The 21,956-nt window shown below is 69.6% G+C and carries 20 protein-coding genes; 11 read left to right on the forward strand and 9 right to left on the reverse strand.

The features are described 5' to 3' along the window. Positions 1 to 228 precede the first annotated feature (228 nt). From paaX to ACRWK7_RS09315, 3 genes are all read left to right on the forward strand, one after another. Positions 229 to 1,182, forward strand: coding sequence for a phenylacetic acid degradation operon negative regulatory protein PaaX (gene paaX, locus ACRWK7_RS09305; protein WP_431855928.1), 954 nt, complete (start codon positions 229 to 231; stop codon positions 1,180 to 1,182). Between the two features lie 449 nt (positions 1,183 to 1,631). Further along, positions 1,632 to 2,660: a hypothetical protein gene (locus ACRWK7_RS09310; RefSeq protein ID WP_431855929.1), complete on the forward strand. Its 1,029-nt coding sequence runs from the start codon at positions 1,632 to 1,634 to the stop codon at positions 2,658 to 2,660. Between the two features lie 130 nt (positions 2,661 to 2,790). Continuing rightward, the gene (locus tag ACRWK7_RS09315) at positions 2,791 to 3,840 is read left to right on the forward strand and encodes a 2Fe-2S iron-sulfur cluster-binding protein (protein WP_431855930.1); all 1,050 of its coding nucleotides are present in this window, start codon (positions 2,791 to 2,793) and stop codon (positions 3,838 to 3,840) included. Between the two features lie 264 nt (positions 3,841 to 4,104). Here ACRWK7_RS09315 and ACRWK7_RS09320 read toward each other — a convergent pair whose 3' ends face one another. From ACRWK7_RS09320 to ACRWK7_RS09330, 3 genes are read right to left on the reverse strand one after another with little or no spacing between them, the layout of a single operon-like run. Continuing rightward, the gene (locus ACRWK7_RS09320; protein ID WP_431855931.1) at positions 4,105 to 4,680 is read right to left on the reverse strand and encodes a hemerythrin domain-containing protein; all 576 of its coding nucleotides are present in this window, start codon (positions 4,678 to 4,680) and stop codon (positions 4,105 to 4,107) included. Further along, a complete protein-coding gene (locus ACRWK7_RS09325) occupies positions 4,677 to 5,717 on the reverse strand; it encodes a fumarylacetoacetate hydrolase family protein (RefSeq protein WP_431855932.1) in 1,041 nt (346 codons plus the stop codon). Before ACRWK7_RS09325 ends, ACRWK7_RS09320 begins: the two co-directional genes overlap by 4 nt. Continuing rightward, positions 5,714 to 6,841: a homogentisate 1,2-dioxygenase gene (locus tag ACRWK7_RS09330; protein ID WP_431855933.1), complete on the reverse strand. Its 1,128-nt coding sequence runs from the start codon at positions 6,839 to 6,841 to the stop codon at positions 5,714 to 5,716. Before ACRWK7_RS09330 ends, ACRWK7_RS09325 begins: the two co-directional genes overlap by 4 nt. Before the next feature lie 101 nt (positions 6,842 to 6,942). On the opposite strand from ACRWK7_RS09330, the gene ACRWK7_RS09335 reads away from it, so the two are divergent. Beyond that, complete coding sequence (locus ACRWK7_RS09335; RefSeq protein ID WP_431855934.1) at positions 6,943 to 7,455, forward strand: MarR family winged helix-turn-helix transcriptional regulator; 513 nt, start codon at positions 6,943 to 6,945, stop codon at positions 7,453 to 7,455. Positions 7,456 to 7,501: 46 nt separating this feature from the next. Here ACRWK7_RS09335 and ACRWK7_RS09340 read toward each other — a convergent pair whose 3' ends face one another. From ACRWK7_RS09340 to ACRWK7_RS09350, 3 genes are read right to left on the reverse strand one after another with little or no spacing between them, the layout of a single operon-like run. Then, positions 7,502 to 8,122, reverse strand: a complete 621-nt coding sequence (locus ACRWK7_RS09340; RefSeq protein WP_431855935.1) for a phenylacetic acid degradation protein PaaY — start codon at positions 8,120 to 8,122, stop codon at positions 7,502 to 7,504. A gap of 10 nt (positions 8,123 to 8,132) precedes the next feature. Further along, positions 8,133 to 9,824 carry a phenylacetic acid degradation protein PaaN gene (paaN, locus tag ACRWK7_RS09345; RefSeq protein ID WP_431855936.1) on the reverse strand — a complete coding sequence of 564 codons (1,692 nt, stop codon included), beginning with the start codon at positions 9,822 to 9,824 and terminating at the stop codon, positions 8,133 to 8,135. Next, positions 9,802 to 10,335 (reverse strand): flavodoxin domain-containing protein, encoded by a 534-nt coding sequence (locus ACRWK7_RS09350; RefSeq protein ID WP_431855937.1) that lies wholly within the window; start codon positions 10,333 to 10,335, stop codon positions 9,802 to 9,804. The genes paaN and ACRWK7_RS09350 overlap by 23 nt, the downstream gene beginning before the upstream one ends. A gap of 150 nt (positions 10,336 to 10,485) precedes the next feature. On the opposite strand from ACRWK7_RS09350, the gene paaG reads away from it, so the two are divergent. The 7 genes from paaG to ACRWK7_RS09385 all read left to right on the forward strand — a co-directional run bounded on the left by paaG (position 10,486) and on the right by ACRWK7_RS09385 (position 17,814). After that, positions 10,486 to 11,277, forward strand: coding sequence for a 2-(1,2-epoxy-1,2-dihydrophenyl)acetyl-CoA isomerase PaaG (gene paaG / locus ACRWK7_RS09355; RefSeq protein WP_431855938.1), 792 nt, complete (start codon positions 10,486 to 10,488; stop codon positions 11,275 to 11,277). Further along, on the forward strand, positions 11,277 to 12,740 hold the full coding sequence (locus tag ACRWK7_RS09360) for a 3-hydroxyacyl-CoA dehydrogenase (RefSeq protein WP_431855939.1): 1,464 nt from the start codon (positions 11,277 to 11,279) through the stop codon (positions 12,738 to 12,740). Before paaG ends, ACRWK7_RS09360 begins: the two co-directional genes overlap by 1 nt. Beyond that, entirely contained in the window at positions 12,733 to 13,173 is a 441-nt protein-coding gene (gene paaI / locus ACRWK7_RS09365; RefSeq protein WP_431855940.1) for a hydroxyphenylacetyl-CoA thioesterase PaaI, read from the forward strand. Before ACRWK7_RS09360 ends, paaI begins: the two co-directional genes overlap by 8 nt. 5 nt (positions 13,174 to 13,178) lie before the next feature. After that, complete coding sequence (gene pcaF, locus ACRWK7_RS09370; RefSeq protein WP_431855941.1) at positions 13,179 to 14,381, forward strand: 3-oxoadipyl-CoA thiolase; 1,203 nt, start codon at positions 13,179 to 13,181, stop codon at positions 14,379 to 14,381. A gap of 62 nt (positions 14,382 to 14,443) precedes the next feature. Beyond that, positions 14,444 to 15,754: a phenylacetate--CoA ligase PaaK gene (paaK, locus tag ACRWK7_RS09375; protein ID WP_431855942.1), complete on the forward strand. Its 1,311-nt coding sequence runs from the start codon at positions 14,444 to 14,446 to the stop codon at positions 15,752 to 15,754. A gap of 187 nt (positions 15,755 to 15,941) precedes the next feature. Further along, positions 15,942 to 17,600 (forward strand): FAD-dependent oxidoreductase, encoded by a 1,659-nt coding sequence (locus tag ACRWK7_RS09380; protein WP_431855943.1) that lies wholly within the window; start codon positions 15,942 to 15,944, stop codon positions 17,598 to 17,600. A gap of 16 nt (positions 17,601 to 17,616) precedes the next feature. Continuing rightward, positions 17,617 to 17,814 carry a DUF2783 domain-containing protein gene (locus tag ACRWK7_RS09385; RefSeq protein WP_431855944.1) on the forward strand — a complete coding sequence of 66 codons (198 nt, stop codon included), beginning with the start codon at positions 17,617 to 17,619 and terminating at the stop codon, positions 17,812 to 17,814. A 180-nt stretch (positions 17,815 to 17,994) separates the two neighbouring features. Here the strand turns inward: ACRWK7_RS09385 and ACRWK7_RS09390 are convergent, their stop codons facing one another. The 3 genes from ACRWK7_RS09390 to ACRWK7_RS09400 are packed head-to-tail and all read right to left on the reverse strand — an operon-like array spanning position 17,995 to position 21,936. After that, a complete protein-coding gene (locus tag ACRWK7_RS09390; protein ID WP_431855945.1) occupies positions 17,995 to 18,231 on the reverse strand; it encodes a hypothetical protein in 237 nt (78 codons plus the stop codon). Between the two features lie 31 nt (positions 18,232 to 18,262). Further along, positions 18,263 to 21,376, reverse strand: a complete 3,114-nt coding sequence (locus ACRWK7_RS09395) for an efflux RND transporter permease subunit (protein WP_431855946.1) — start codon at positions 21,374 to 21,376, stop codon at positions 18,263 to 18,265. Positions 21,377 to 21,411: 35 nt separating this feature from the next. After that, on the reverse strand, positions 21,412 to 21,936 hold the full coding sequence (locus ACRWK7_RS09400) for a hypothetical protein (RefSeq protein ID WP_431855947.1): 525 nt from the start codon (positions 21,934 to 21,936) through the stop codon (positions 21,412 to 21,414). Positions 21,937 to 21,956 lie beyond the last annotated feature (20 nt).

The following is a 21,956-nucleotide window of genomic DNA, read 5'->3' on the forward strand; positions in this document are numbered from 1 at the left end:
TGTCGTTTCCTCCGGCGTGTCAAGCCGCGACCCTGGGGCGCGGCATTATGTGACACACAAATTCTATTTTGATGAACCGTAATGTATCATATTTTGGCGTGTCAAACGGTTTTTCGGAGAAGGGCGGCGCCTCGCCACTGGCCACGGGGGCGCCGCATGCGTTACATGCTTGTGTCGAAACGCTGAAGCGGCTGTTTCTCCAGTCCACGCCCACATCGGTAGACCGCCATGGCCCGTCCCCGCCGCACCGAGGATCTCGTTGCCAACCTGCTGCAGGCCATCGCGCCGCGCGCCAAGTCGCTGATCATCACGGTGTATGGCGACGCCATCCTGCCGCACGGCGGCTCGGCCTGGCTCGGAAGCCTGATCGACCTGATGGCCCACTTCGACATGAGCGAGCGCATCGTGCGCACCTCGGTGTTCCGGCTGGGCAAGGACGACTGGCTGACCAACACGCAGATCGGCCGGCGCAGCTTCTACCGGGTGACCGAGAGCGGGCGCGAGCGATTCGCGGCGGCCGAGCGGCGCATCTACGCGCCGCTGGTGCGCTATTGGGACCGCGGCTGGCACATGGTGCTGATCGGCCAGCCCTCCATCGGGCCGGAGCTGCGCGAAAAGCTGCGCAGCGAGCTGGCGTGGCTGGGCTTCGGCGCGGTGGCGCCGAACGTGCTGACCCACCCCGCCTACGACGAGGCCGCCCTGCACCGCCTGCTGCGCGAGCTGGGCGTCGCCGACAAGGTGGTGGTGATGCGCGCCGAGCACGACCGCTCCGGCGGTTTCGGCGCCATGCGCGAGCTGGTGCGCGACTGCTGGGACATCGAGCGGCTGGAGGCGGACTACGCCGGCTTCCTGACGCGCTTCCGTCCGGTGTGGCAGGCGCTGGAGGGGGCGGACGAGCTGGACCCGCGCCAGTGTTTCCTGCTGCGCACCCTGATGATCCACGACTTCCGGCGAATCCTGCTGCGCGACCCGCTGCTGCCGCCCGATCTGCTGCCGCACGACTGGCCGGGGCAGGCGTCGCGCATGCTGACGCGCAACATCTACCGGCTGATCCTCGGGCCGTCCGAATCCTTCGTCATGAACGGCCTGACCACCGCCGACGGCCCCCTGCCCGAGGCCGCGCCGTCCTTCCTCGACCGATTCGGTGGTCTGGGCGAGGAACAGGGGCGCATGGCCGGATAAGCGCCGGCAACGGTCCCCCACCCTGCCCCTCCCCCACGGCGCGGGGGGACTCCGTCGCACGCCCCTCAAAACCCTCCCCCGCGAAGTGGGGGAGGGTTGGGTGGGGGTGCGGACAGGCGCCGTCGCAGCTGCCCTCCTTGCCCTTCATCGATACGCTTCTCTGGATACGATGCGCCGATGCGCATCGTGTTTGAGCGTCGTCGCGCGTCCTTGCCTCAAATTAACATGTTGAAAAATCTTGAAAAGTCAGCGCGGGCGCCATGCGGCGTCGCTAAAGCGATACATTTTTCTGTTGTCAGTCCAAAAATAATGCGTCACTTTGTGGGCGTGCAAGGCGACCGGCCGCCCCCGCGTGGGGCCACCATCCGCGGCGCCTTCCAGAAAAACCGAAGAATCAGGCCGGGCCCGCACCGCCACGGCCACCGCATCCCCAAGGAGGAAAACGCCCCATGGCCAAGGACTTCGAGCGTCTCGCCAACACGATGGACATGCCGCCGCCGACGCCGCAGCCGAACGTCTATCCGCTGTCCTGGCACTCGCACACCAAGAAGCTGGAGGAGATCTACGCCGCCGCGCAGCGCGAGAACTGGGATCCGGCCAAGCTGCCGTGGGACACCTTCGATCCCTCCAAGTACAGCTGGGAGGAGCGCGAGTGCATCGCCTACTGGTGGACGCTGCTGTCGGTGTTCGACGCCTCCGCCCCGCCGGTGTTCGCCGAGGCGCTGATCAAGACCTACGAGGTGCACGAGGAGGATCCGGTCCGCCGCTGCTTCTTCTCGGTCACCCGCGACGAGCAGAACCACGAGCAGCTCTGCGGCCTGTCCATCACCAAGCTGCTGGAGCACCCGGACCCGCTGACCTACGAGCCGAAGACCGAGCTGGGCAAGAAGCTGCGCCGCAACGCGCACTGGCTCTACTACAACGGCGGCCGCTACTGGAACGGCTACAAGCAGGCGGTGCCGAAGTACCCGCTGGCCGTGCTGTTCAGCTCGTTCCTGATGGGCGAGATCGCCGCCGCGACGATCTTCCACCAGATGGCCGCGCAGTCGCGCGAGCCGGTGTTCCAGGCCGCCTTCAAGAACGTCGGCCGCGACGAGGGCCGCCACATGGCGATCTGCATGTCGGTGATGGAGCGCGACTATCCGAAGCTGCCGCCCGAGGAGAAGTCGATCATCACCAAGCAGATCCGCGCCGGCTACCTGTTCCTGTCGGCCGTGCTGTTCGAGCCGCCGGCGGACTTCTGGGACCTGCCGGAGGACTTCATCCCGGTGCAGCGCGAGGCCGAGGAGGTCGCCCGCAAGGCCGGCTTCGGCATCCCGACCTACGAGATGAAGAAGGAGAACTGGCGCAACGCCATGCTGAACCTGAAGGGCGTGCTGGACAAGTACGGGATCCCCTTCCCGGCCATCCCCGAGGTCGGCATCACCGGCGAGGAGATCCGGGACATCGACATGGACGAGATCATCCCCGTGTTCTGAGGATGATGCTGCGAGCCCTGGCGTCCGCCCGCGGCGGGCGCCAGGGGCGCGTCCCGCTGAACTGGGGCGGCGGGCACCACCCGCCGCCCGCCTTTGTCCGCTGCACGTCACAAGTGGGGGAGTTCGTCCCGTGAGCCGCATCCGCATGCATCCCTCGGGCCGCGAGGTCGAGTGCCAGGAAGGCGATACCGTGCTCTCGGCCCTGGAGAAGGCCGGCTACGCGCTTCCCAACAACTGCCGCGCCGGCGCGTGCGGCGAATGCAAGGTGAAGGTCCTCTCTGGCCAGTTCGACCAGGGCATGGTGCTCGACATGGCGCTGTCCCAGGCCGAGCGGAAGGACGGCTACGGCCTGATGTGCATGGCCAAGCCGATCAGCGAGGAACTGATCATCGAGTGGGGCACCGCCGACGCCCGGCCGAAGCTGTTCCCGCCGCGCGAGAACGTGCTGTACGTCGTCACCGACCGCATCCCGCGCACGCCGCGCATCGTCGAACTGCTGCTGCGCCCGCTCGGCACGCCGCTGCGCTACTGGCCCGGCCAGTACGTCCAGTTGGGCGATGAGCGCGCGGGCGCCCCGCCGCGCTGCTACTCCATCGCCAACGCCCCGCGCCCGGACGGTGAGATCGCGCTGCACATCACCCGCGTCGACGGCGGTTCGACCAGCTCCTGGGTGCACGACACGCTGAAGGCCGGCGACGTGGTGTCGCTGAACGGGCCGTACGGCACCTTCATCGGCGATCCCTCGGTGGAGACGCCGGTGCTGTGCATGGCCGCGGGCTCGGGCCTGGCGCCGATCCTGGCGCTGGCCGACGCGGCGCTGCGCCGCGGCTACCGCCTGCCGGTCACCCTGCTGTTCTCGGCGCGCGAGAAGGCCGACCTGTACGAGCAGGGCATGATGGCCTACTGGCAGCAGAAGCACCGCAACTTCGAATACAAGGCGACGCTGACCCGTGAGACGCACGGCGGCCTGTGCGGGCGGATTCCGGCGGTGCTGCCGTCGCTGTTCACCGACCTGTCGCAGCACAGCGTCTTCATCGCCGGCAGTCCGGAGTTCGTCGAGGACTGCGTCAAGGCCGCCAAGGCTTTGGGTGCCAAGGACGAATTGATCCACACCGAAGGCTATTTCGCCCAGCAGCAGCCCGAGTATCCCTCGGCCGACCGCCTGACCGCTGTTGCATAGCTCTCTCCCGTTCCGCTGACCTCGACGCCGTGGGCTTTCGCTTACGGCGTCATTTCTTTTTGCGGGGAGCCGAAGAGTCGCTGGCAACCATTCACACGGATTGCACGGATTGAGGCACGGATTACACGGATTTTTTTTGATCGTGCAGAGCTTCCTGTTTCCGAATAACGACCGCGCAGCACGAAGAAAAGAAAATCCGTGTAATCCGTGTCGAAATCCCCAAAATCCGTGTGAATGTTGCCCGCGTCGCCACGGCCTTCGGGACTACGCGTCCGCCAACCCCCACGGCGCCGGAGCCAGGTTCACGATGCGCGAGTACAGCGACCGCGCGTCCTCCTGCGCCTCCGGGCTGAACAGCGGGTCCTTGTTGTCGGCGAAGGCGGCGTTGATGCGCTCCCAGTCCTCGGGAGCCAGCGCCTCGCGGGCCATCGGGATGACGACGCCCTCCTCTTTCTGCAGGTGCCGCAGCTGCAGGTGCCGGTAGGCCTTGGCCGCTTCGGCGAACGCCTCGCGGCCGCCGGGGGCGCCGGACTTGTAGGCCTCCAGCGCCGTCGCCAGCCCGGCGGTGGCGGCGTAGCACTGGTCGTGCTCGGCCTCCAGCTCGTCGAGGATGGCGTGCGCGTCGGCGCTGCGCTCGCGCAGGGACGCGAACAGGAAACGGTCCTCCTTCGGGTGGTGGTGCTGGTCGGTGAAGGTGCGCAGATAGTCCACGATGGCGTCCAGCAGCGCGAAGTCCGGCGCGCGGCCGGACTCCACGCCGCGCAGGACGGCGTCGAAGGTGTTGACGACCCGCATCAGGTTGCGGTGCTCGGTCTTGATGACGGCGACGGCGTCGGTCATGCCCGGTTCTCCATGACTGGGGCCTCCGGACTGTGACGCACCACCTCCTGCTCGATGGCGCCGAAGATGCTGCGGCCGTCGGCGTCCGGCATCTCGATGCGGACGCGGTCGCCGAAGCGCAGGAAGGGAGTGGCGGGCCGGCCCGCCTGGATGGTCTCGATCATGCGGATCTCAGCGATGCAGGAGTAGCCGACCCCGCCCTGCCCGACCGGCTTGCCCGGCCCGCCGTCCAGCTTGTTGGACACGGTGCCGGAGCCGACGATGCTGCCCGCCGCCAGCGGGCGGGTCTTCGCCGCGTGCGCGATCAGCTGCGGGAAGCCGAAGGTCATGTCGACGCCGGCGTCCGGCGTGCCGAACAGAGCGCCGTTCAGCGCGCTGCGCAACGGCCGGTGCACCCGCGCGCCGTCCCAGGCGTCGCCCAGCTCGTCCGGCGTCACCGCCACCGGCGAGAACGCCGAGGACGGCTTGGACTGGAAGAAGCCGAACCCCTTCCCCAGCTCCGCCGGGATCAGGTTGCGCAAGCTGACGTCGTTGACCAGCATCAGCAGCCGGATGTACGGGCCGGCACGCTCCGCCGGCACGCCCATCGGCACGTCGCCGGTGACGACCGCCACCTCCGCTTCGAAGTCGATGCCCCAGTCCTCGCTGCCCGCCGGGATCGGGTCGCGGGGACCGAGGAAGCTGTCGGAGCCGCCCTGGTACATCAACGGGTCGGTCCAGAAGCTCGCGGGCATCTCGGCGCCGCGCGCCTTGCGCACCAGCTCCACGTGGTTGACGTAGGCCGAGCCGTCGCACCACTGGTAGGCGCGCGGCAGCGGCGAGGCGCAGGCCCCCTGGTCGAAGGGGTGTCCGTACGCCTCGCTGGCGTTGAGCGCGCGGTAGACCGCCTCCAGCCGCGGGGCGGCCTCGGTCCAGTCGTCCAGGGCCTGCTGCAGGGTGCCGGAGATCTCCGGCACCGCGCGGCAGCGGGCGAGGTCGCGGGACACGACGACCAGAGTGCCGTCGCGCCCGCCCCGCTTCAGCGTCGCCAGCTTCACGGCTTCGCCTTCCAGGAATCGACGTAGCCCGCCCACTCGACCTTCTCCAAGTCCCCCAGGACCGTCAGCGGGTCGCGGGTGTCGAGCATCACCGCAACCTCGTCGGTCTCCTTGCGCTCGTACTTCTGCGCGACCTCGAAGGCCTTCGGGTGCGGGCCGTGCGGGAAGCCGGCGGGGTGATACGTGATCATGCCGGGGTGGATGTTGTCGCGCGAGAAGAACTGGCCGCGGTGGTAGAACAGCACCTCGTCGTAGTCGTCGTTGGAGTGGTAGTAGGGCAGCTTCAGCGCCTCGGGATCGGACTCGATGGGCCGCGGCACGAAGGTGCAGATGATGAAGCGGCTGGACACCCAGGTGCAGTGCGCGCTGGGCGGCAGGTGGTAGCGGTGGCTCATCAGCGGGCGGATGTCGCGCCAGTTCAGCCGCACCGGGGCGAGGTTGCCGTGCCAGCCCACCGCGTCCAGCGGGTTGAACGGGAAGGTGACGGCCGACAGGCGGTCGTTGCGCTTGATGCGGATGGTGGTGCGCTGCTCGCCCTTCTGGGCGTTGAAGGCGTCGTCGATGCGCGGTGCCTCCAGCATCGCCTCGTCGAAGATGGCGTGGTTGCCGACGAGGCCCTTGTAGGGCAACTGGTAGGCGTCGTTCGTCGCCTCGATCATCAGGACGCCGACCGGCGTATCGCTTTCCAGCCGCCACGCGGTGGAGCGCGGCAGGATCACGTAGTCGCCCTCATGCACCTCCATGTGGCCGTAGTCGCAATAGAGGTGGCCGCCGCCCTGGTGGAAGAACAGCAGCTCGTCGCCGTCGGCGTTGCGGACCAGATGGTCCATCTTGCCCTTGAAGCGCCAGAACCGCACCTGCGTGGCGCCGTTGCCGAACAGCCGGTAGGCGTCGAACGGGCTGGCCTGCATCTCGGCCGCCTTCACGGTGTCGAACGCGCGCGGGCGCAGGTCGCCCTCCCAGCTCTCCCACGCGGTCGGCGGGTGGGTGTGGTGGATCTGCGTGGCCGGGCCGAAGAACCCCTCGCGCCCCACCTCGCGCTCATAGGTGCCCGGCGGCAGGGCGACGTGCGCCTGACGCGTCGCCACGCCCTCCACCCGCGGGAACCCGATCCAATTCTTCATGGCGCTTCTCCCATTTTGTATCGTTATGGCCTGAGCCTGCGGTCAAGATAGTTTCATCTGAAACAATTGCAAACGGAAAAATCCCGGGCACGATGGCCGGCATGACGACGTCCGACCTCAATCTCGCGCGCTTTCTGCCCTACCGGCTGTCGGTGCTGTCCAACACGATCAGCCACACGGTGGCGCGGCTGTACGAGACGCGGTTCGGGATCACCATCCCGGAATGGCGGGTGATCGCCGTGCTCGGCTCCGGCCGCACCATGAGCGCCGGCGAGGTGGCCGCCGCCACGGCGATGGAGCGGGTGCAGGTCAGCCGCGCCATCAGCCGCATGCTGGAATCCGGCCTGATCCTGCGCGAGACCGGCGATCGCGACCGTCGCCGCGCCGACCTGACGCTGACCGCGCGGGGCTTGGCCATCTACACGGAGATCGCGCCGCTGGCGCTGGCTTACGAGACGCGCATCACCAGCGTGCTGGACCCGGCCGAGGCGGCGATGCTCGACCGGTTGCTGGCGAAGCTGCAGGTCCAGGCGGACATTTTGGCATCATCGCCTCCCCCAGCCCCGCTGGGGGAGAGTCAGGGTGGGGGCAGCGGCCTGCCTGATACGCGGTAGCCCCCACCCACCCCTCTCCCGCCGGAGGCGGGGGAGGGCTTATACGCTATCGCCCCTTCACCTTGTGCAGAGGCTCCACCACGCCCGCGTCCACGCGGCCGCGGTCCGGCTCCGGCGCCTCCAGCGGGTCGCACTCCACCATGGTGGCCAGCGACCGCAGGGTCAGGCGCTGGTACTCGCGCGTCCCCTCCGCCTTCCAGGCGATCTCGTCATCGGACAGGTCGCGCAGCAGCTTCGCCGGGGTGCCGGCCACCAGGGTGCGCGGCGGCACCTGGAAGCCGGCCTTGACGAAGGTGCAGGCGGCGACGATGGCCGACTCGCCGATCACCGCCCCGTCCATCACCACGGCGTTCATGCCGACCAGCGCGTTGCGCTCCACCACGCAGCCGTGCAGCACCGCGCCGTGCCCGACGTGGCCGTTCACCCGGACGATCACGTCGAGCTGCGGGAAGGCGTGCGCGGTGCAGTTGTCCTGCACGTTGGCGCCCTCCTCCAGCACGATGCGGCCGAAGTCGCCGCGCAGGCTGGCGCAGGGGCCGACGTAGCAGCGCGGCCCCACCACCACGTCGCCGATCAGCACGGCCGAGGGGTGGACGAAGGCGGTGGGGTCGATGACCGGCGTCACGCCGTCGATGGCGTAGACGCGCGGGCGCAGGCCGTTGGGCATGATGGCTCCCTTACGCGGCGGCCGCCGGGACCGGGGCCGGGACGCGACTCTGCACGACGCGGAAGCGGTTGGCAACGAAGGCCAGATCGCACAGCGCGGCGTTGCAGGCCGGGTTGGCGCCGGTGCCGTGGAAGTCGCTGAACGCCGCCGACTGGTTGACGAACACGCCACCCGTCAGGTTCACCGACAGCGCCACGCCGGCGTCGACGAAGGCGTCCTCGGCCGCCGCGATCACCGCCGGGTCGCTGGAGTACAGCGCGGCGGTGAGCGCCCCCTTGCCCTTCACCAGCGCGGCGGCGCGGGCGAGCGCGTCGGCGGTGCTGTCCACCTTGACCAGCATGGCGATCGGGCCGAACAGCTCGCGCCCGTACACCGCCTCGTCCTTGGCGTCGAGCACCAGCAGCAGCGGCGTGCGCACGCGCGCCTCCGGATAGGCGGGGTGCGCGATCGCCTTCGACGCCAGCGCCACCGGGCCGAGGGATGCCGCGTCCTCCAGCCGCTTCAGCGTGGCGTCGGACTGGATGGCGCCCAGCACCTCGACCGCGCGTTCGGGGTCGGAGAGGAACTTGTCCACCCCGCCGGCCAGCGCCTGCGCCACCTCGTCGAACGACATGCGGGCAGCACCGGCCTGGATGCCGTCCTTCGGCACGAAGATCACCTGCGGCGTCGTGCACATCTGGCCGGAATAGAGGCTGAGCGAGAACGCCAGATTGCGCACCATGCCCTTCGGGTCGTCGGTGGAATCGATGATCACGGTGTTGACGCCGGCCTTCTCGGTGAAGACCTGGGCGTTGCGGGCGTTCTCCTCCAGCCAGTTGCCGAACTCCGACGAGCCGGTGAAGTCGATCAGCGCGATCTCCGGGCGCAGCGCCAGGTCCTTGGTGACGGGCGCCTCGGCGCGGTCGGCGACCAGGGTGACGAGATTCGGGTCGAAGCCGGCCTCGCGCAGCACGTCGCGGGCGATCTCCACGGTGATGGCGAGCGGCAGGATGGCGGCGGGGTGCGGCTTGACCACCACGGCGTTGCCGGTGACGAGGCTGGCGAACAGGCCGGGGTAGCCGTTCCAGGTCGGGAACGTCGCGCAGCCGATCATCAGGGCGACGCCGCGGCCGGCGACCTCGAAGCGCTTGTCCATGACCAGCGGCAGGTTCTTGCCCTGCGGCTTCTCCCAGCGGGCGGCGGGCACCTGGTCGGTCATCGCCTTCCAGCCGTAGGCGACGGCCTCCAGGCCGCGGTCCTGGGCGTGCGGGCCGCCGGCCTGGAAGGCCATCATGAAGGCCTGCCCGGTGGTGTGCATCACCGCGTGCGCGATCTCGAACGAGCGGCGGTTGAGGCGGGTGAGGATCTCCAGGCAGACGCCGGCGCGGCCGTCCGGCCCGGCCTTGCGCCACGCCGGCATGGCGGCCTTCGCCGCCGCCAGCACCGCGTCGATGTCGACCTCCGGATAGGTGACGCCGAGCACCGGGCCGAAGGGCGAGCGCTCGCCGCCCACCGCGCCCTTCCCCGCCGGCTGGCCGGGCAGCGCGAACGGCGCGTCGAGGCGCGCCTTGTAGGCGACCTCGCCGTCCGCCGCGGCGGTCTCGCCGTAGGCGCGCGGGCTCGGCATCTCCGGGAACGGCGACCAGTAGCCGCGCGAGCGGGCGGTGGCGACCGCCTGCTCCAGCGTCGCGCGGTGCCGCTCAAAAAGCTCTTGGGGCGTCATCTTTTCCTCCACACAGGTGCGTTCGTTGTTGTTCGGCGTCGAGCAGCGACGCCCATTCGCTCGCCCACGCCTGCGCCGCCGTGTCGGGCAGCGGGTCGGCGCAGGTGTCGATCTCCAGCCGGGGGCCGAGCCGCCGGCCGCCCAGTTCGGCCAGCAGCGCGTCGACGCGCCGCCCAGCCATGCAGAAGGTCTCCGTGTAGGTGCGATCACCGAGCGCGATCACCCCGTAGGGCAGCCCGCGCAGGTCCGGCCGCAGCACGCCGACGCGGCGCACGAAGGGCGCCAGATTCTCCGGCAGGTCGCCGTAGCCGTAGGTGGAGGTGCAGACCAGCAGCGGCCGGGACCGGTCGAGCGTGTTCGCGATACGCTCCGACCCGAAAGTCAGCTCGACAGCGTGTCTTTTGGTGGACAGCGCCTCGCCCGCCGCTTCCGCCGCGAAGCGGGCGTTTCCGCCTTCCGTTCCAACGATGATCAGGATGTCCGCCATGGCGCCGCAGGTGGTGGTCCGCACCGGTCGCGCCACCCTATACGAAAATCCGCTTTTTGCGATACGGAATTTTGTGATACAAGCGATAAACTGTATCTCATTGAAGGGCGGCCGCACCGCCTTCCGGACCAAGAAAGCCGCACAAAAGCGGCGCCTATGGGGATTGGAAACGCTATGACCTACGCCACGATCCGGCTGGAGGTGGGCGACGGTGTCGCCACCCTGACGCTGAACCGGCCCGACCGGCTGAACAGTTTCACCAGCGAGATGCACGCCGAGCTGCGCGACGCGCTGGCGGCGATCCGCGCCAATCCCTCGGTGCGCTGCCTGCTGCTGACGGGTGCCGGCCGCGGCTTCTGCGCCGGGCAGGATCTGTCCGACCGCGCGGTGGCGCCGGGAGCGGAGACGCCGGATCTCGGCCAGTCGCTCGAATCCAATTACAACCCGCTGGTCCGCGCGCTGCGCGATCTGCCGATGCCGGTGGTCTGCGCGGTGAACGGCGTCGCCGCCGGGGCGGGCGCCAACCTCGCCTTCGCCTGCGACATCGTGCTGGCGGGGCGCTCGGCCAGTTTCATCCAGGCGTTCTGCAAGATCGGGCTGGTGCCGGATTCGGGCGGCACCTGGATCCTGCCGCGCCTCGTCGGCACCGCGCGCGCCATGGCGCTCGCCATGCTCGGCGACAAGATCGGCGCCGAACAGGCCGAGGCCTGGGGCATGATCTGGAAGGCGGTGGACGACGCCGCGCTGATGGACGAGGCGAGCAAGCTCGCCCGCCATCTGGCGACGCAGCCGACCAAGGGCCTCGCCTTCATCAAGAAGGCGATCCGGGAGTCGGCGACCAACACGCTGGACCAGCAGCTCGACCTGGAGCGCGATTTGCAGCGCGAGGCCGGGCGCAGCCACGATTACCGGGAGGGCGTCGCCGCCTTCGTCGCCAAGCGCGCGCCGAACTTCGAGGGGCGCTGATGGCCGCGCTCGACCGTTCGGCGCCGGTGGCCGTGATCGGCTGCGGCGCCATGGGACAGGGCATCGCCCAAGTGGCGGCACAGGCCGGGCACCCGGTGCTGCTGCTCGACAGCCGCCCTGGCGCCGCCGCGGCGGCCGTGCAGGGCATCGCCCGCGCTCTGGGCAAGCTGGTGGAGAAGGGCAAGCTGGCGGCCGGCGAGCGCGACGCCGTCGTGGCGCGCCTGACGCCGGTCTCCGGCGCGGCGGAGCTCGGCGACGCCGCGCTGGTGGTCGAGGCCATCGTCGAGGATCTCGCCGTCAAGCAGGCGGTGTTCAAGGAGGTGGAGGCGGTCGTCCGCCCCGACGCGATCCTCGCCAGCAACACGTCGTCGCTGCCCATCACCGCCATCGCGGCGGCCCTGGAGCGGCCGGAGCGCTTCGCGGGGATGCATTTCTTCAACCCGGCGCCGCTGATGGCGCTGGTGGAGGTGATCCGCGGCGTCGCCACCGATCCCGCCGTGGCCGAGACGCTGTTCGACACCGCGAAGGCCTGGGGCAAGGCGCCGGTGCACGCGCGCTCGACGCCCGGCTTCATCGTCAACCGCGTCGCCCGCCCCTTCTACGCCGAGGCGCTGCGCCTCCTCCAGGAGGGCGCCGGCAGCCCGGCGACGCTCGACGCTGTGATGCGCGAGTCCGGCGGCTTCCGCATGGGGCCGTTCGAGCTGATGGACCTGATCGGCCACGACGTGAACTTCGCGGTGACCAGTTCGGTGCACCGCGCCTATTTCGGCGACCCGCGCTTCCAGCCCTCGCTGGTCCAGCAGGAGCTGGTGGAGGCCGGGCGGCTCGGCCGCAAGACCGGGCAGGGCTTCTACCGCTACGCCCCCGACCCCGAGCTGCCCCAGCCCCACACCGCCGAACCCGGCCCCGCCCCGCGGCGGATCGAGGGCGAGCTGGCGTCCGGCCGGCTGGTGGTGGACGGCGTCACGCTGGCGCTGACCGACGGCCGCAGCGCCACCCGGCGGGCCGCCGAGGAGGGCATCGCCGACCTCGTGCTGTTCGATCTGGCCCTCGATTACGCCACGGCGCCGCGCCTCGCCGTCGCCGCGGCCGACCAGGCCTCGCCCGACGCGCTGCGGACGGCCGTCGGCTATCTCCAGTCGCTTGGCAAGACGGTGTCGGTGCTGGACGACGCGCCGGGGCTCGTGGTCATGCGCACCGTCGCCATGCTCGCCAACGAGGCGGCGGACGCCGTGCTGCACGGCGTCGCCAGCGCCGCCGACGTCGATACCGCCATGACCAAGGGCGTCAACTACCCGCTGGGTCCGCTCGCCTGGGCCGGGCGCATCGGGATCGGCCGCGTCGCCGCGGTGCTCGACGCGCTGGCCTCCACCTACGGCGAGGACCGCTACCGCACATCGGCGCTGATCCGCCGCAAAGTCTGGGCCAAGAAAGATTTTGGAGGAACGGGATTCCATGGCTGACCACTCGCCGCAGCACATCGCCGACGCCGTCGGCCGCGGCATGTACGAGCGCGACTACTGCGCCCACGCGCACGGCATCGAGCTGCTGGAGATCGCGCCGGGCTATGCCCGCATGAGCATGACCGTGCGCAAGGACATGGTGAACGGCCACCACACCTGCCACGGCGGCATGACCTTCACCCTGGCCGACACCGCCTTCGCCTACGCCTGCAACGCCAACAACGAGGCGACCGTCGCCGCGTCGTGCCACATCAGCTACCCGGCGCCCGGCCGGCTCGGCGACACGCTGACGGCCGAGTGCCGCGAGGTGCACCGCAAGGGCCGCAACGGCGTCTACGACTGCATCGTCACCAACCAGGACGGCGCGACCGTGGGGATCTTCCGCGGCATGTCGGCCACCGTGAAGGGCGCGGTCGTCGCGCTGCCGGAGTGAGAGCCATGACCGAAGCCTATCTCTGCGACGCGATCCGCACCCCCATCGGCCGCTACGCCGGCGCCCTGTCGGCGGTGCGCGCCGACGAGCTGGCCGCCGTGCCGATCAAGGCGCTGATGGAGCGCAACCCGGGGGTGGATTGGGCGGCGGTGGACGACGTGGTCTACGGCTGCGCCAACCAGGCCGGCGAGGACAACCGCAACGTCGCCCGCATGGCGGCGCTGCTGGCCGGGCTGCCGGTGGACGTGCCGGGCACCACCGTGAACCGCCTGTGCGGGTCGGGCATGGACGCGGTGGGCATCGCCGCGCGCGCCATCAAGGCCGGCGAGGCCGATCTGGTCATCGCCGGCGGCGTCGAGAGCATGACCCGCGCCCCCTTCGTCATGCCGAAGGCGGAAGGCCCGTTCAGCCGCGACAACGCGGTGTACGACACCACCATCGGCTGGCGCTTCGTGAACAGGCGCATGAAGGAGCTGCACGGCATCGACTCCATGCCCGAGACGGCGGAGAACGTCGCGCAGGACTTCGGCGTCAGCCGCGCCGACCAGGACGCCTTCGCCCTGCGCAGCCAGCAGCGCACGGCGCGTGCCCAGGAAGCCGGCCGCTTCGCCCGGGAGATCGTCCCGGTCACCGTCAAGGGGCGCAAGGGCGACACCATTGTCGACCGCGACGAGCACCCGCGCGCCGACACCACGCTGGAGATGCTGGCCAAGCTGAAGCCCATCGTCCGCCCGGACGGCACGGTCACCGCCGGCAACGCGTCGGGCGTCAATGACGGTTCGGCGGCCCTGCTGGTGGCGTCGGAGGCGGCGGTGCGCCGCTACGGCCTCACGCCGCGCGCCCGCGTGGTCGGCATGGCGGTGGCCGGCGTGCCACCGCGGATCATGGGCATCGGCCCGGCCCCGGCCACGAAAAAGCTGCTGGAGCGCACGGGCATCGCGCTGTCCCGGATCGACGTGATCGAGCTGAACGAGGCGTTCGCCGCCCAGGGCCTCGCGGTGCTGCGCGAGCTGGGGCTGCCGGACGACGCGGAGCACGTCAACCCGAACGGCGGCGCCATCGCGCTCGGCCATCCGCTGGGGGCCAGCGGTGCGCGGTTGGTCGGAACATCCATATACGAATTGTGTGATAGACAAGCCAAGCTCGCCCTGTGCACCATGTGCATCGGCGTGGGCCAGGGCATCGCCATGCTGATCGAGCGCGTCTGAGAACCCCGCAAAAGGGGCGCGCGCTCGCAACGATAAAGACGGCATTCTGTGGGAGGAACGCCATGTACATGCTCAACACGCCGCTCCGGCATGAGCTCGACCACTACGAGACCGCCAGCCGCGACGAGATCACGGCGATGCAGCTCTCAAGGCTGAAGTGGTCGATCCAGCACACCTACGCCAACGTCCCGCACTACCGCGCCAAGTGCCAGAAGGCCGGCGTGCATCCCGGCGACCTGAAGGAGATGAAGGACCTGGCGCTGTTCCCCTTCACCGTGAAGGACGACCTGCGGCAGACCTACCCCTACGGCATGTTCGCCGTGCCGCTGACCGAGATCGTGCGCATCCACGCCTCCTCCGGCACCACCGGACGGCCGACGGTGGTCGGCTACACCCAGAACGACATCGACATGTGGGCCGGGCTGGTCGCCCGCTCGATCCGCGCGGCCGGAGGCCGGCGCGGCGACAAGGTGCACATCGCCTACGGCTACGGCCTGTTCACCGGCGGCCTGGGCGCGCACTACGGCGCCGAGCGGCTGGGCTGCACGGTCATCCCCATGTCCGGCGGGCAGACGGAGAAGCAGGTCCAGCTGATCCGCGACTTCCAGCCGGACATCATCATGGTGACGCCGTCCTACATGCTGAACATCGCCGAGGAGATGGAACGGCAGGGCCTGCGCCCCTGGGAAACGGCGCTGCGCATCGGCATCTTCGGCGCCGAGCCGTGGACCAACGCCATGCGCGGCGAGATCGAGCGCCGCTTCGGCATCGACGCGGTGGACATCTACGGCCTGTCCGAGATCATGGGCCCCGGCGTCGCCAACGAATGCGTCGAGACCAAGGACGGCCCGGTGATCTGGGAGGACCACTTCTACCCGGAGATCATCGACCCCCTCACCGGCGCGGTGCTGCCGGACGGCGAGTACGGCGAGCTGGTGTTCACCACGCTCACCAAGGAGGGGCTGCCGATGATCCGCTACCGCACGCGCGACCTGACGCGGCTGCTGCCGCCGACGGCGCGCAGCATGCGGCGCATCGACAAGATCACCGGCCGCTCCGACGACATGCTCATCATCCGCGGCGTCAACGTCTTCCCGACGCAGATCGAGGAGATCATCTGCAAGGACCCGACGCTGGCCCCGCACTACGAGCTGGTGGTGACCCGCGACGGCTACATGGACGAGCTGGCGGTGCGCGTCGAGACCGCCCCGACCAGCCACGGCCGCGGGCGCGCCGAGCAGGCCAAGGATCTCCGCCACCACATCAAGTCCTTCATCGGCATCTCAACCGCCGTCGAGGTGGTCGATCCCGGCACCATCGAGCGCTCGCAGGGCAAGGCCAAGCGCGTGCGCGACCTGCGGCCGAAGGCCTGAGGAACCGGCCCCGCCGTTTGCGCGGCAGGGCTTTCTTCGGCCTATATAATTGCGAATGAAACTATCGCGAATGAAAGGACTGGCCTGAACCTCCCCTTTCCGTCATCCCCGCGAAGGCGGGGATGACGGAAAGGGAATGCGCCGGCTGTCCGAGAAAAGTTCAAAACAAACATCCTGAGGGAACGCCATGCTGTCCACCTACCAATACCCCACCTTTCCCTACCGGCCATCGGAGGAGCAGCGCACCGGCACGGTGAAGCGGCATCCGGTGGTCATCGTCGGCGCCGGCCCGATCGGCCTGACCGCGGCGCTGGACTTCGCCCGGCGCGGCGTGCCGGTGGTGGTGCTCGACGACGACGACACCGTGTCCATCGGCAGCCGCGCCGTGTGCTACGCCAAGCGCGCGCTGGAGGTGTGGAACCGCCTCGGCTCGTCGAAGCGGATGATCGACAAGGGCGTGGTGTGGAAGGTGGGCAAGGTCTTCCACGGCGACTCCCAGGTCTACCAGTTCGACCTGCTGCCGGAGCCGGACCACAAGATTCCCGCCTTCATCAACCTCCAGCAATACTATCTGGAGGAGTACCTGATCGACGACGCGATGAAGACCGGGCTGGTCGACATCCGCTGGAAGACCAAGGCGTTGAGCGTCAAGGACGAGGACGGCCGCGTGGTGGTCCAGGCCGAGACGCCGGACGGCGTCTACCAGTTGGAGGCCGACTGGCTGATCGCCTGCGACGGCGCCAAGAGTTCGATCCGCAAGATGCTGGGCCTGGACTTCGTCGGGCAGGTGTTCCAGGACCGCTTCCTGATCGCCGACGTGGTGATGAAGGCCGACTTCCCGGCCGAGCGCTGGTTCTGGTTCGACCCGCCCTTCCACCCGAAGCAGTCGACGCTGCTGCACATGCAGGCCGACAACGTCTGGCGCATCGACTTCCAGCTGGGCTGGAACGCCGATCCCGAGGAGGAGAAGAAGCCCGAGCGCGTCATCCCCCGCCTGAAGGCCATGCTGGGCGAGAAGACCGAGTTCGATCTGGAGTGGGTCTCCGTCTACACCTTCCAGTGCCGCCGCCTGGAGAACTTCCGCCACGGCCGCGTGTTCTTCGCCGGCGACGCGGCGCATCAGGTCTCGCCGTTCGGCGCGCGCGGTGCCAACTCCGGCGTGCCGGACACCGACAACCTCGTCTGGAAGCTCAAACTGGTCATGGACGGCGTGGCGCCGGACAGCCTGCTCGACACCTATTCCGACGAGCGCGTCGCCGCCGCCAAGGAGAATCTGCTGAACTCCACCCGCTCCACCGACTTCATCACGCCGAAGAGCGAGGTCAGCCGCACCTTCCGCGACGCGGCGCTGGAGCTGGCGGCGACGCAGCCCTTCGCCCGCTCGCTGGTCAACAGCGGCCGGCTCTCCACGCCGACCACCTACACCGACAGCCGCCTCAACACGCCGGACGAGGACGTTTTCCAGGGCGCCATGGTGCCGGGCGCGCCGGCCACCGACGCGCCGCTGGAGTTCGCCGACGGCGACGCCGGCTGGCTGATCGATCGGCTGGGCGGCAGCTTCGTCGGTGTCTACTACGCCGGGTCCGACCCGGTGCCGGCCGACGTGGCGGACGCCATGGACCAGCAGACCCGCGGACGCATCCCGGTGACGTGGATCGTGGTCACCGACCGCCGCACCGGCGCCCCCGGCACCGCGGTGGACTGCAAGGGCCGCTTCCGCGAGCGGTACGACGCCCAGCCCGGCACCGCCTACCTGTTCCGCCCCGACCAGCACGTGGCGGCCCGCTGGCGCCGCTTCGACGCCGCCCGGACCACCGCCGCGCTGACCCGCGCCATCGGCCTCTGATCAGGATTTCGCACCCATGGCCCAGCTCATCACCGAGAACCGCTTCGCCAGCCCCGACGCCTTCTACGAGGCGCTGATCGAGACCCACCGCGACCTGACGCCGGAGCAGAGCGCCAAGGTCAACGCCAAGCTGATCCTGCTGCTCGCCAACCACATCGGCGACATGGAGGTCCTCCAGCAGGCGATGACCATCGCCCGCGGCGAGGCGGGGTGACGGTGCACGCGATGCCTCCCCCAGCCCCGCTGGGGGAGGAAGGGGCCCGCGCCGCAGGCGCGGGAAGGTGGGGGCAACGGTGAAGGTGGCGGGCGTATTCTTGTGTACGCCGCTGCCCCCACCCTCCCAGGCTTTGCCTGGGTCCCTCCCTCCCCCGCCGGAGGCGAGGGAGGGGGCGCCCTACGGCTGCTGCGCCGTCTCGTCGCCGGTGAACTCGCCGTCGCGGATCAGACGGTCGATCTCCGCCTCTTCGCGGGCGAGCTGCGCCTGCAGCTCCGGGCTGATCTGGTGGCCCGACCAGAACGCGTCGGCGTAGAAGGTGTCGTACCAGTTCTGCAGCGTGTTCACGCCGATGTCGAGCGCGACGGTGCCGAGAATCGAACCGGCGACGATCAGGGCGGTCAGGGACGGTTCCATGGCGGGCCTCGCGCGGCGTCAGAAGGTTTGATCAGAAGGTTTCATGGGCCAGCTCGCCCTCGGCGGCGAACTGCAGGCGGCTCAGCGCCTCCTGGCCGAAGCACTGGAAGAGCACCGGCGTGGTCAGCGTGTCGAGCAGCGTCGAGCTGATCAGCCCGCCGAAGATCGCCACCGCCACCGGGTGCAGGATCTCCGTACCCGGCGCGTCGGAGGTGAACAGCAGCGGGATCAGCGCCAGACCGGCCGACAGCGCGGTCATCAGCACCGGCGTCAGCCGCTCCTCGCAGCCGCGCAGGATGAGGGTGCGGCCGGGCGGCACGCTCTCGTGCAGGGCCAGGTTGATGAAGTGGCTGATCTTGAGGACGCCGTTGCGCACCGCCACGCCGGTCACCGCGATGAAGCCGATCATCGCGGCGAGGCTGAGGTCCTGCCCGAACGCCACCAGCGCGATGACGCAGCCGATCAGCGCCAGCGGAATGTTGGCCATGATGATCAGGCTGAGCACCACCGACTGGTAGCGCTGGTACAGCACCAGGAACACCAGCGCCATGGAGATGGCGCACAGCCCGGCCATCACCATGCGGCTCTCCTCCTCCTGCCGGAAGCTGCCTTCCAGCGAGGTGGTGTAACCCTGGGGCAGCGGCGTCGCCGCAACCACCTCGCGGATGCGCTTGACGATGGCCGCCATGTCGGAGCCGTCGGTGTTGGTGGTCAGCACGATGCGGCGCATGCCGCTCTCGCGCATGATCTGGTTGGGACCGGACCCGTTGACGACGGTGGCTACCGAGGACAGCGACACATAGCCGGCCGGCGTCGCCATGCGCATCTGCGCCAGCGTCTCCGGCGTGCGGTCGGCGTCGGACAGCTTCAGCACCACGTCGAAGCGGCGGCCGTTGTCGATCACCTGTGACACGGTGCGGCCGTTCGACAGGCTCTCCAGCGCCTGCGCCAGCTGCGCCGGGGTGACGCCGAACAGCTTGGCCCGCTCGTAGTCGATGGTGATGCGGATCTGCGGCACCTGCACCTGCTGCTCGACCAGCAGGTCCTTCAGCCCCGGCACGGAATCGAGCTTCTGCCGGAAGGTCGAGGCGAGCACCCGCAGCGTTCCGAGATCCTCGCCGAAGATCTTCAGCACGATGGCGCCGCGCACGCCGTTCTGCGCCACCTCCATGCGGGACGTGAGGAACTGCGTCACCGTCAGCTCCACCGGCAGCACCGACAGCCGGGTGCGGATGTCCTCGATCACATCGGCGCGCGAGCGGCCGTCGAGGCGCACGCGGATCGGGAATTCCGAGCTGTTGACCGGATCGGCGTCCTCGTCGTCCTCGTTGCGGCCGGTGCGGCGGGCGACGCTGACCACCTCCGGCACCTGCATGATGATGTCCTCGGCCAGCGCGCCGATGCGGCTCGATTCCGCCAGCGAGATGCCGGGCCGGTTGAGCAGCTGGACGTACAGCGTGCCCTCGTTGAACGCCGGCAGGAAGGAGCGCGGCAGCAGCGGCAGCGCCAGCGCCGACGCGAGCACCAGCCCGCCGGCGATGCCCAGCAGCCGGCGCGGGTTGTCCAGCGCCCAGCCGAGCGCCCGGGCGTTCCAGCCCTTCAGCGCCTTGATCAGCCGGCCGTCGTGCGATTCGTCCAGCCGCTTCATGTTCGGCAGCAGGTAGGCGCACAGCGCCGGGGTGACCGTCACCGACACCAGCAGGCTGCCGAAGATCGAGACGATGTAGGCGATGCCCAGCGGGCCGAACAGCCGCCCCTGTTCGCCCGGCATGGCGAACAGCGGAAGGAACACCAGCACCACGATGGCGGTGGCGTAGAGGATGCCCGAGCGCACCTCGTTCGACGCCCGGAGGATGACGTGCATCACCTCCAGCGGCCGGGTGCGGCGGCGGTTCTCGCCGAGGCGGCGCAGGATGTTCTCCACGTACACCACGGAATCGTCCACCAGCTGGCCGATGCCGATGGCGATGCCGCCGAGCGTCATGGTGTTGATGCTGGCGCCCATCAGATGAAGCACCAGCACCGTCACGATCAGCGACACCGGGATCGCCAGCAGCGAGATGGCGGTGGTACGCACGCTCATCAAAAAGGCGGCGAGCACCACGGCGACGATGATGATGGCGTCGCGCAGCACGTCCTCGACGTTGTGGATCGAGGCGCTGATCAGGTCGGCCTGGCTGTACGACACCCGGTCGGCGCGCACGCCCTGGGGCAGCGACGGGGCGAGGCCGCGCAGCACCTCCTCCACCTCGGCGGCGAGGCGGACGCTGTTGGCCGAGGGGTGCTTCAGCACCGACATCAGCACGGCGGGCGCGCCGTTGAAGCTGCCCTCGCCACGCTTCACCTTGGCGGCGAAGCTCACCTCGCCGACCTGGCTCAGCAGCACCGGCCGGCTCTCGCGGTAGGAGACGACGAGGTTGCGCATGTCGTCCAGGCTGCGGCTGCGGGCGACGTTGCGGATGATGAACTCAGTGTTGAACAGGTCGTTGAAGCCGCCGCTGCTGTTGGCGCCGAAGGCGGTCAGCGCCTGCTCCACCTGGGCCAGCGAGATGCCCAGCGAGTTCATGGCGCCCGGGTTGGGGGTGAAGCGGAACTGCCGGACGTCGCCGCCCACCACGTAAACCTGCGACACGCCTTCCGCCGCCATCAGCCGCGGGCGGATCGTCCAGTCGGCGATCTCGCGCAGCGCCATGGGATCGAGGTTGGGGCCGCTGACCACGATCTGCATGGCCACGCCCATCACCGACGACAGTGGGGCAAGGTGCGGCGCCGCGCCCTGCGGCAGCCGCTCGCGCGCCATGGCGATGCGCTCGGTCACCAGCTGGCGGTTGCGGTAGGGGTCGGTGCCCCACTGGAACTCGACGTAGACCAGCGCGAAGCCGGGGCTCGACGCGCTGCGCACGCGCGACACGCCGGGCATGCCGTTCAGCACCAGTTCCAGGGGCTGGGTGATCAGCTGCTCGACCTCCTCGGGCGCGAAGCCGCTCGCCTCGGTGACGATGGTCACCATGGGCGGGTGCAGGTCGGGCAGCAGGTCGATGGGCATGTCGCGGGCGACGAACACGCCCCAGATGGTCATCAGCAGCGTGGCGACGAACACGAACAGCCGCTGGCGCAGGCTGAAGCCGACGAGGGCCTGGAACATGGGCTACGACTCCCGGGCAGCGAGGAAACGCGCCGTCACGCCGCGCGCCCCGGCCGCCACCACGCCGCGCCCGGCCGCAGGTAGCGGAACAGACCGAGCGCGGCGCCGGCCGCCAGCGCCAGGATGAACAGCTTCAGTCCCAGCCGCGACGAACCGGCGGAGCCCGAGTCCGGCACCTCGGACAAGACGAGGTCGGCGGCGCCGCGCGCCGTCGTGCCGGCCAGGGCCACACTGACCGTCAGCGGCGTGCGCACGGCCGGCGGCAGGAACGCGCCGGAGACGTAGATGCCCGGCGAGATCTCCTGAAGCGGCAGGGTGGTGCGCGCCGTGGCGATCTGCACCGTGGCCCCGCGCACCGGGGCGTTGTCGTCGAGCCCGTCGAGGAAGGCGTACAACTTCTTGTGCGCGGCGATGACGACCACGCTGGCGTTGTCCAGCGTCAGCGCGACGCGCGGCAACGGGGCGGCGGAGCCGGGCACCTCGGCGCGCGCCGGAACCCCGGCGGTGAGCAGGGCCAGCAGCGCCAGCAGGGCGAGCAGTGGACCGTTCGTGTTCGTCATGTCGTTTCTTCTCCCCCTGC

The sequence above is a fragment of the Azospirillum sp. genome (genome assembly GCF_050789165.1).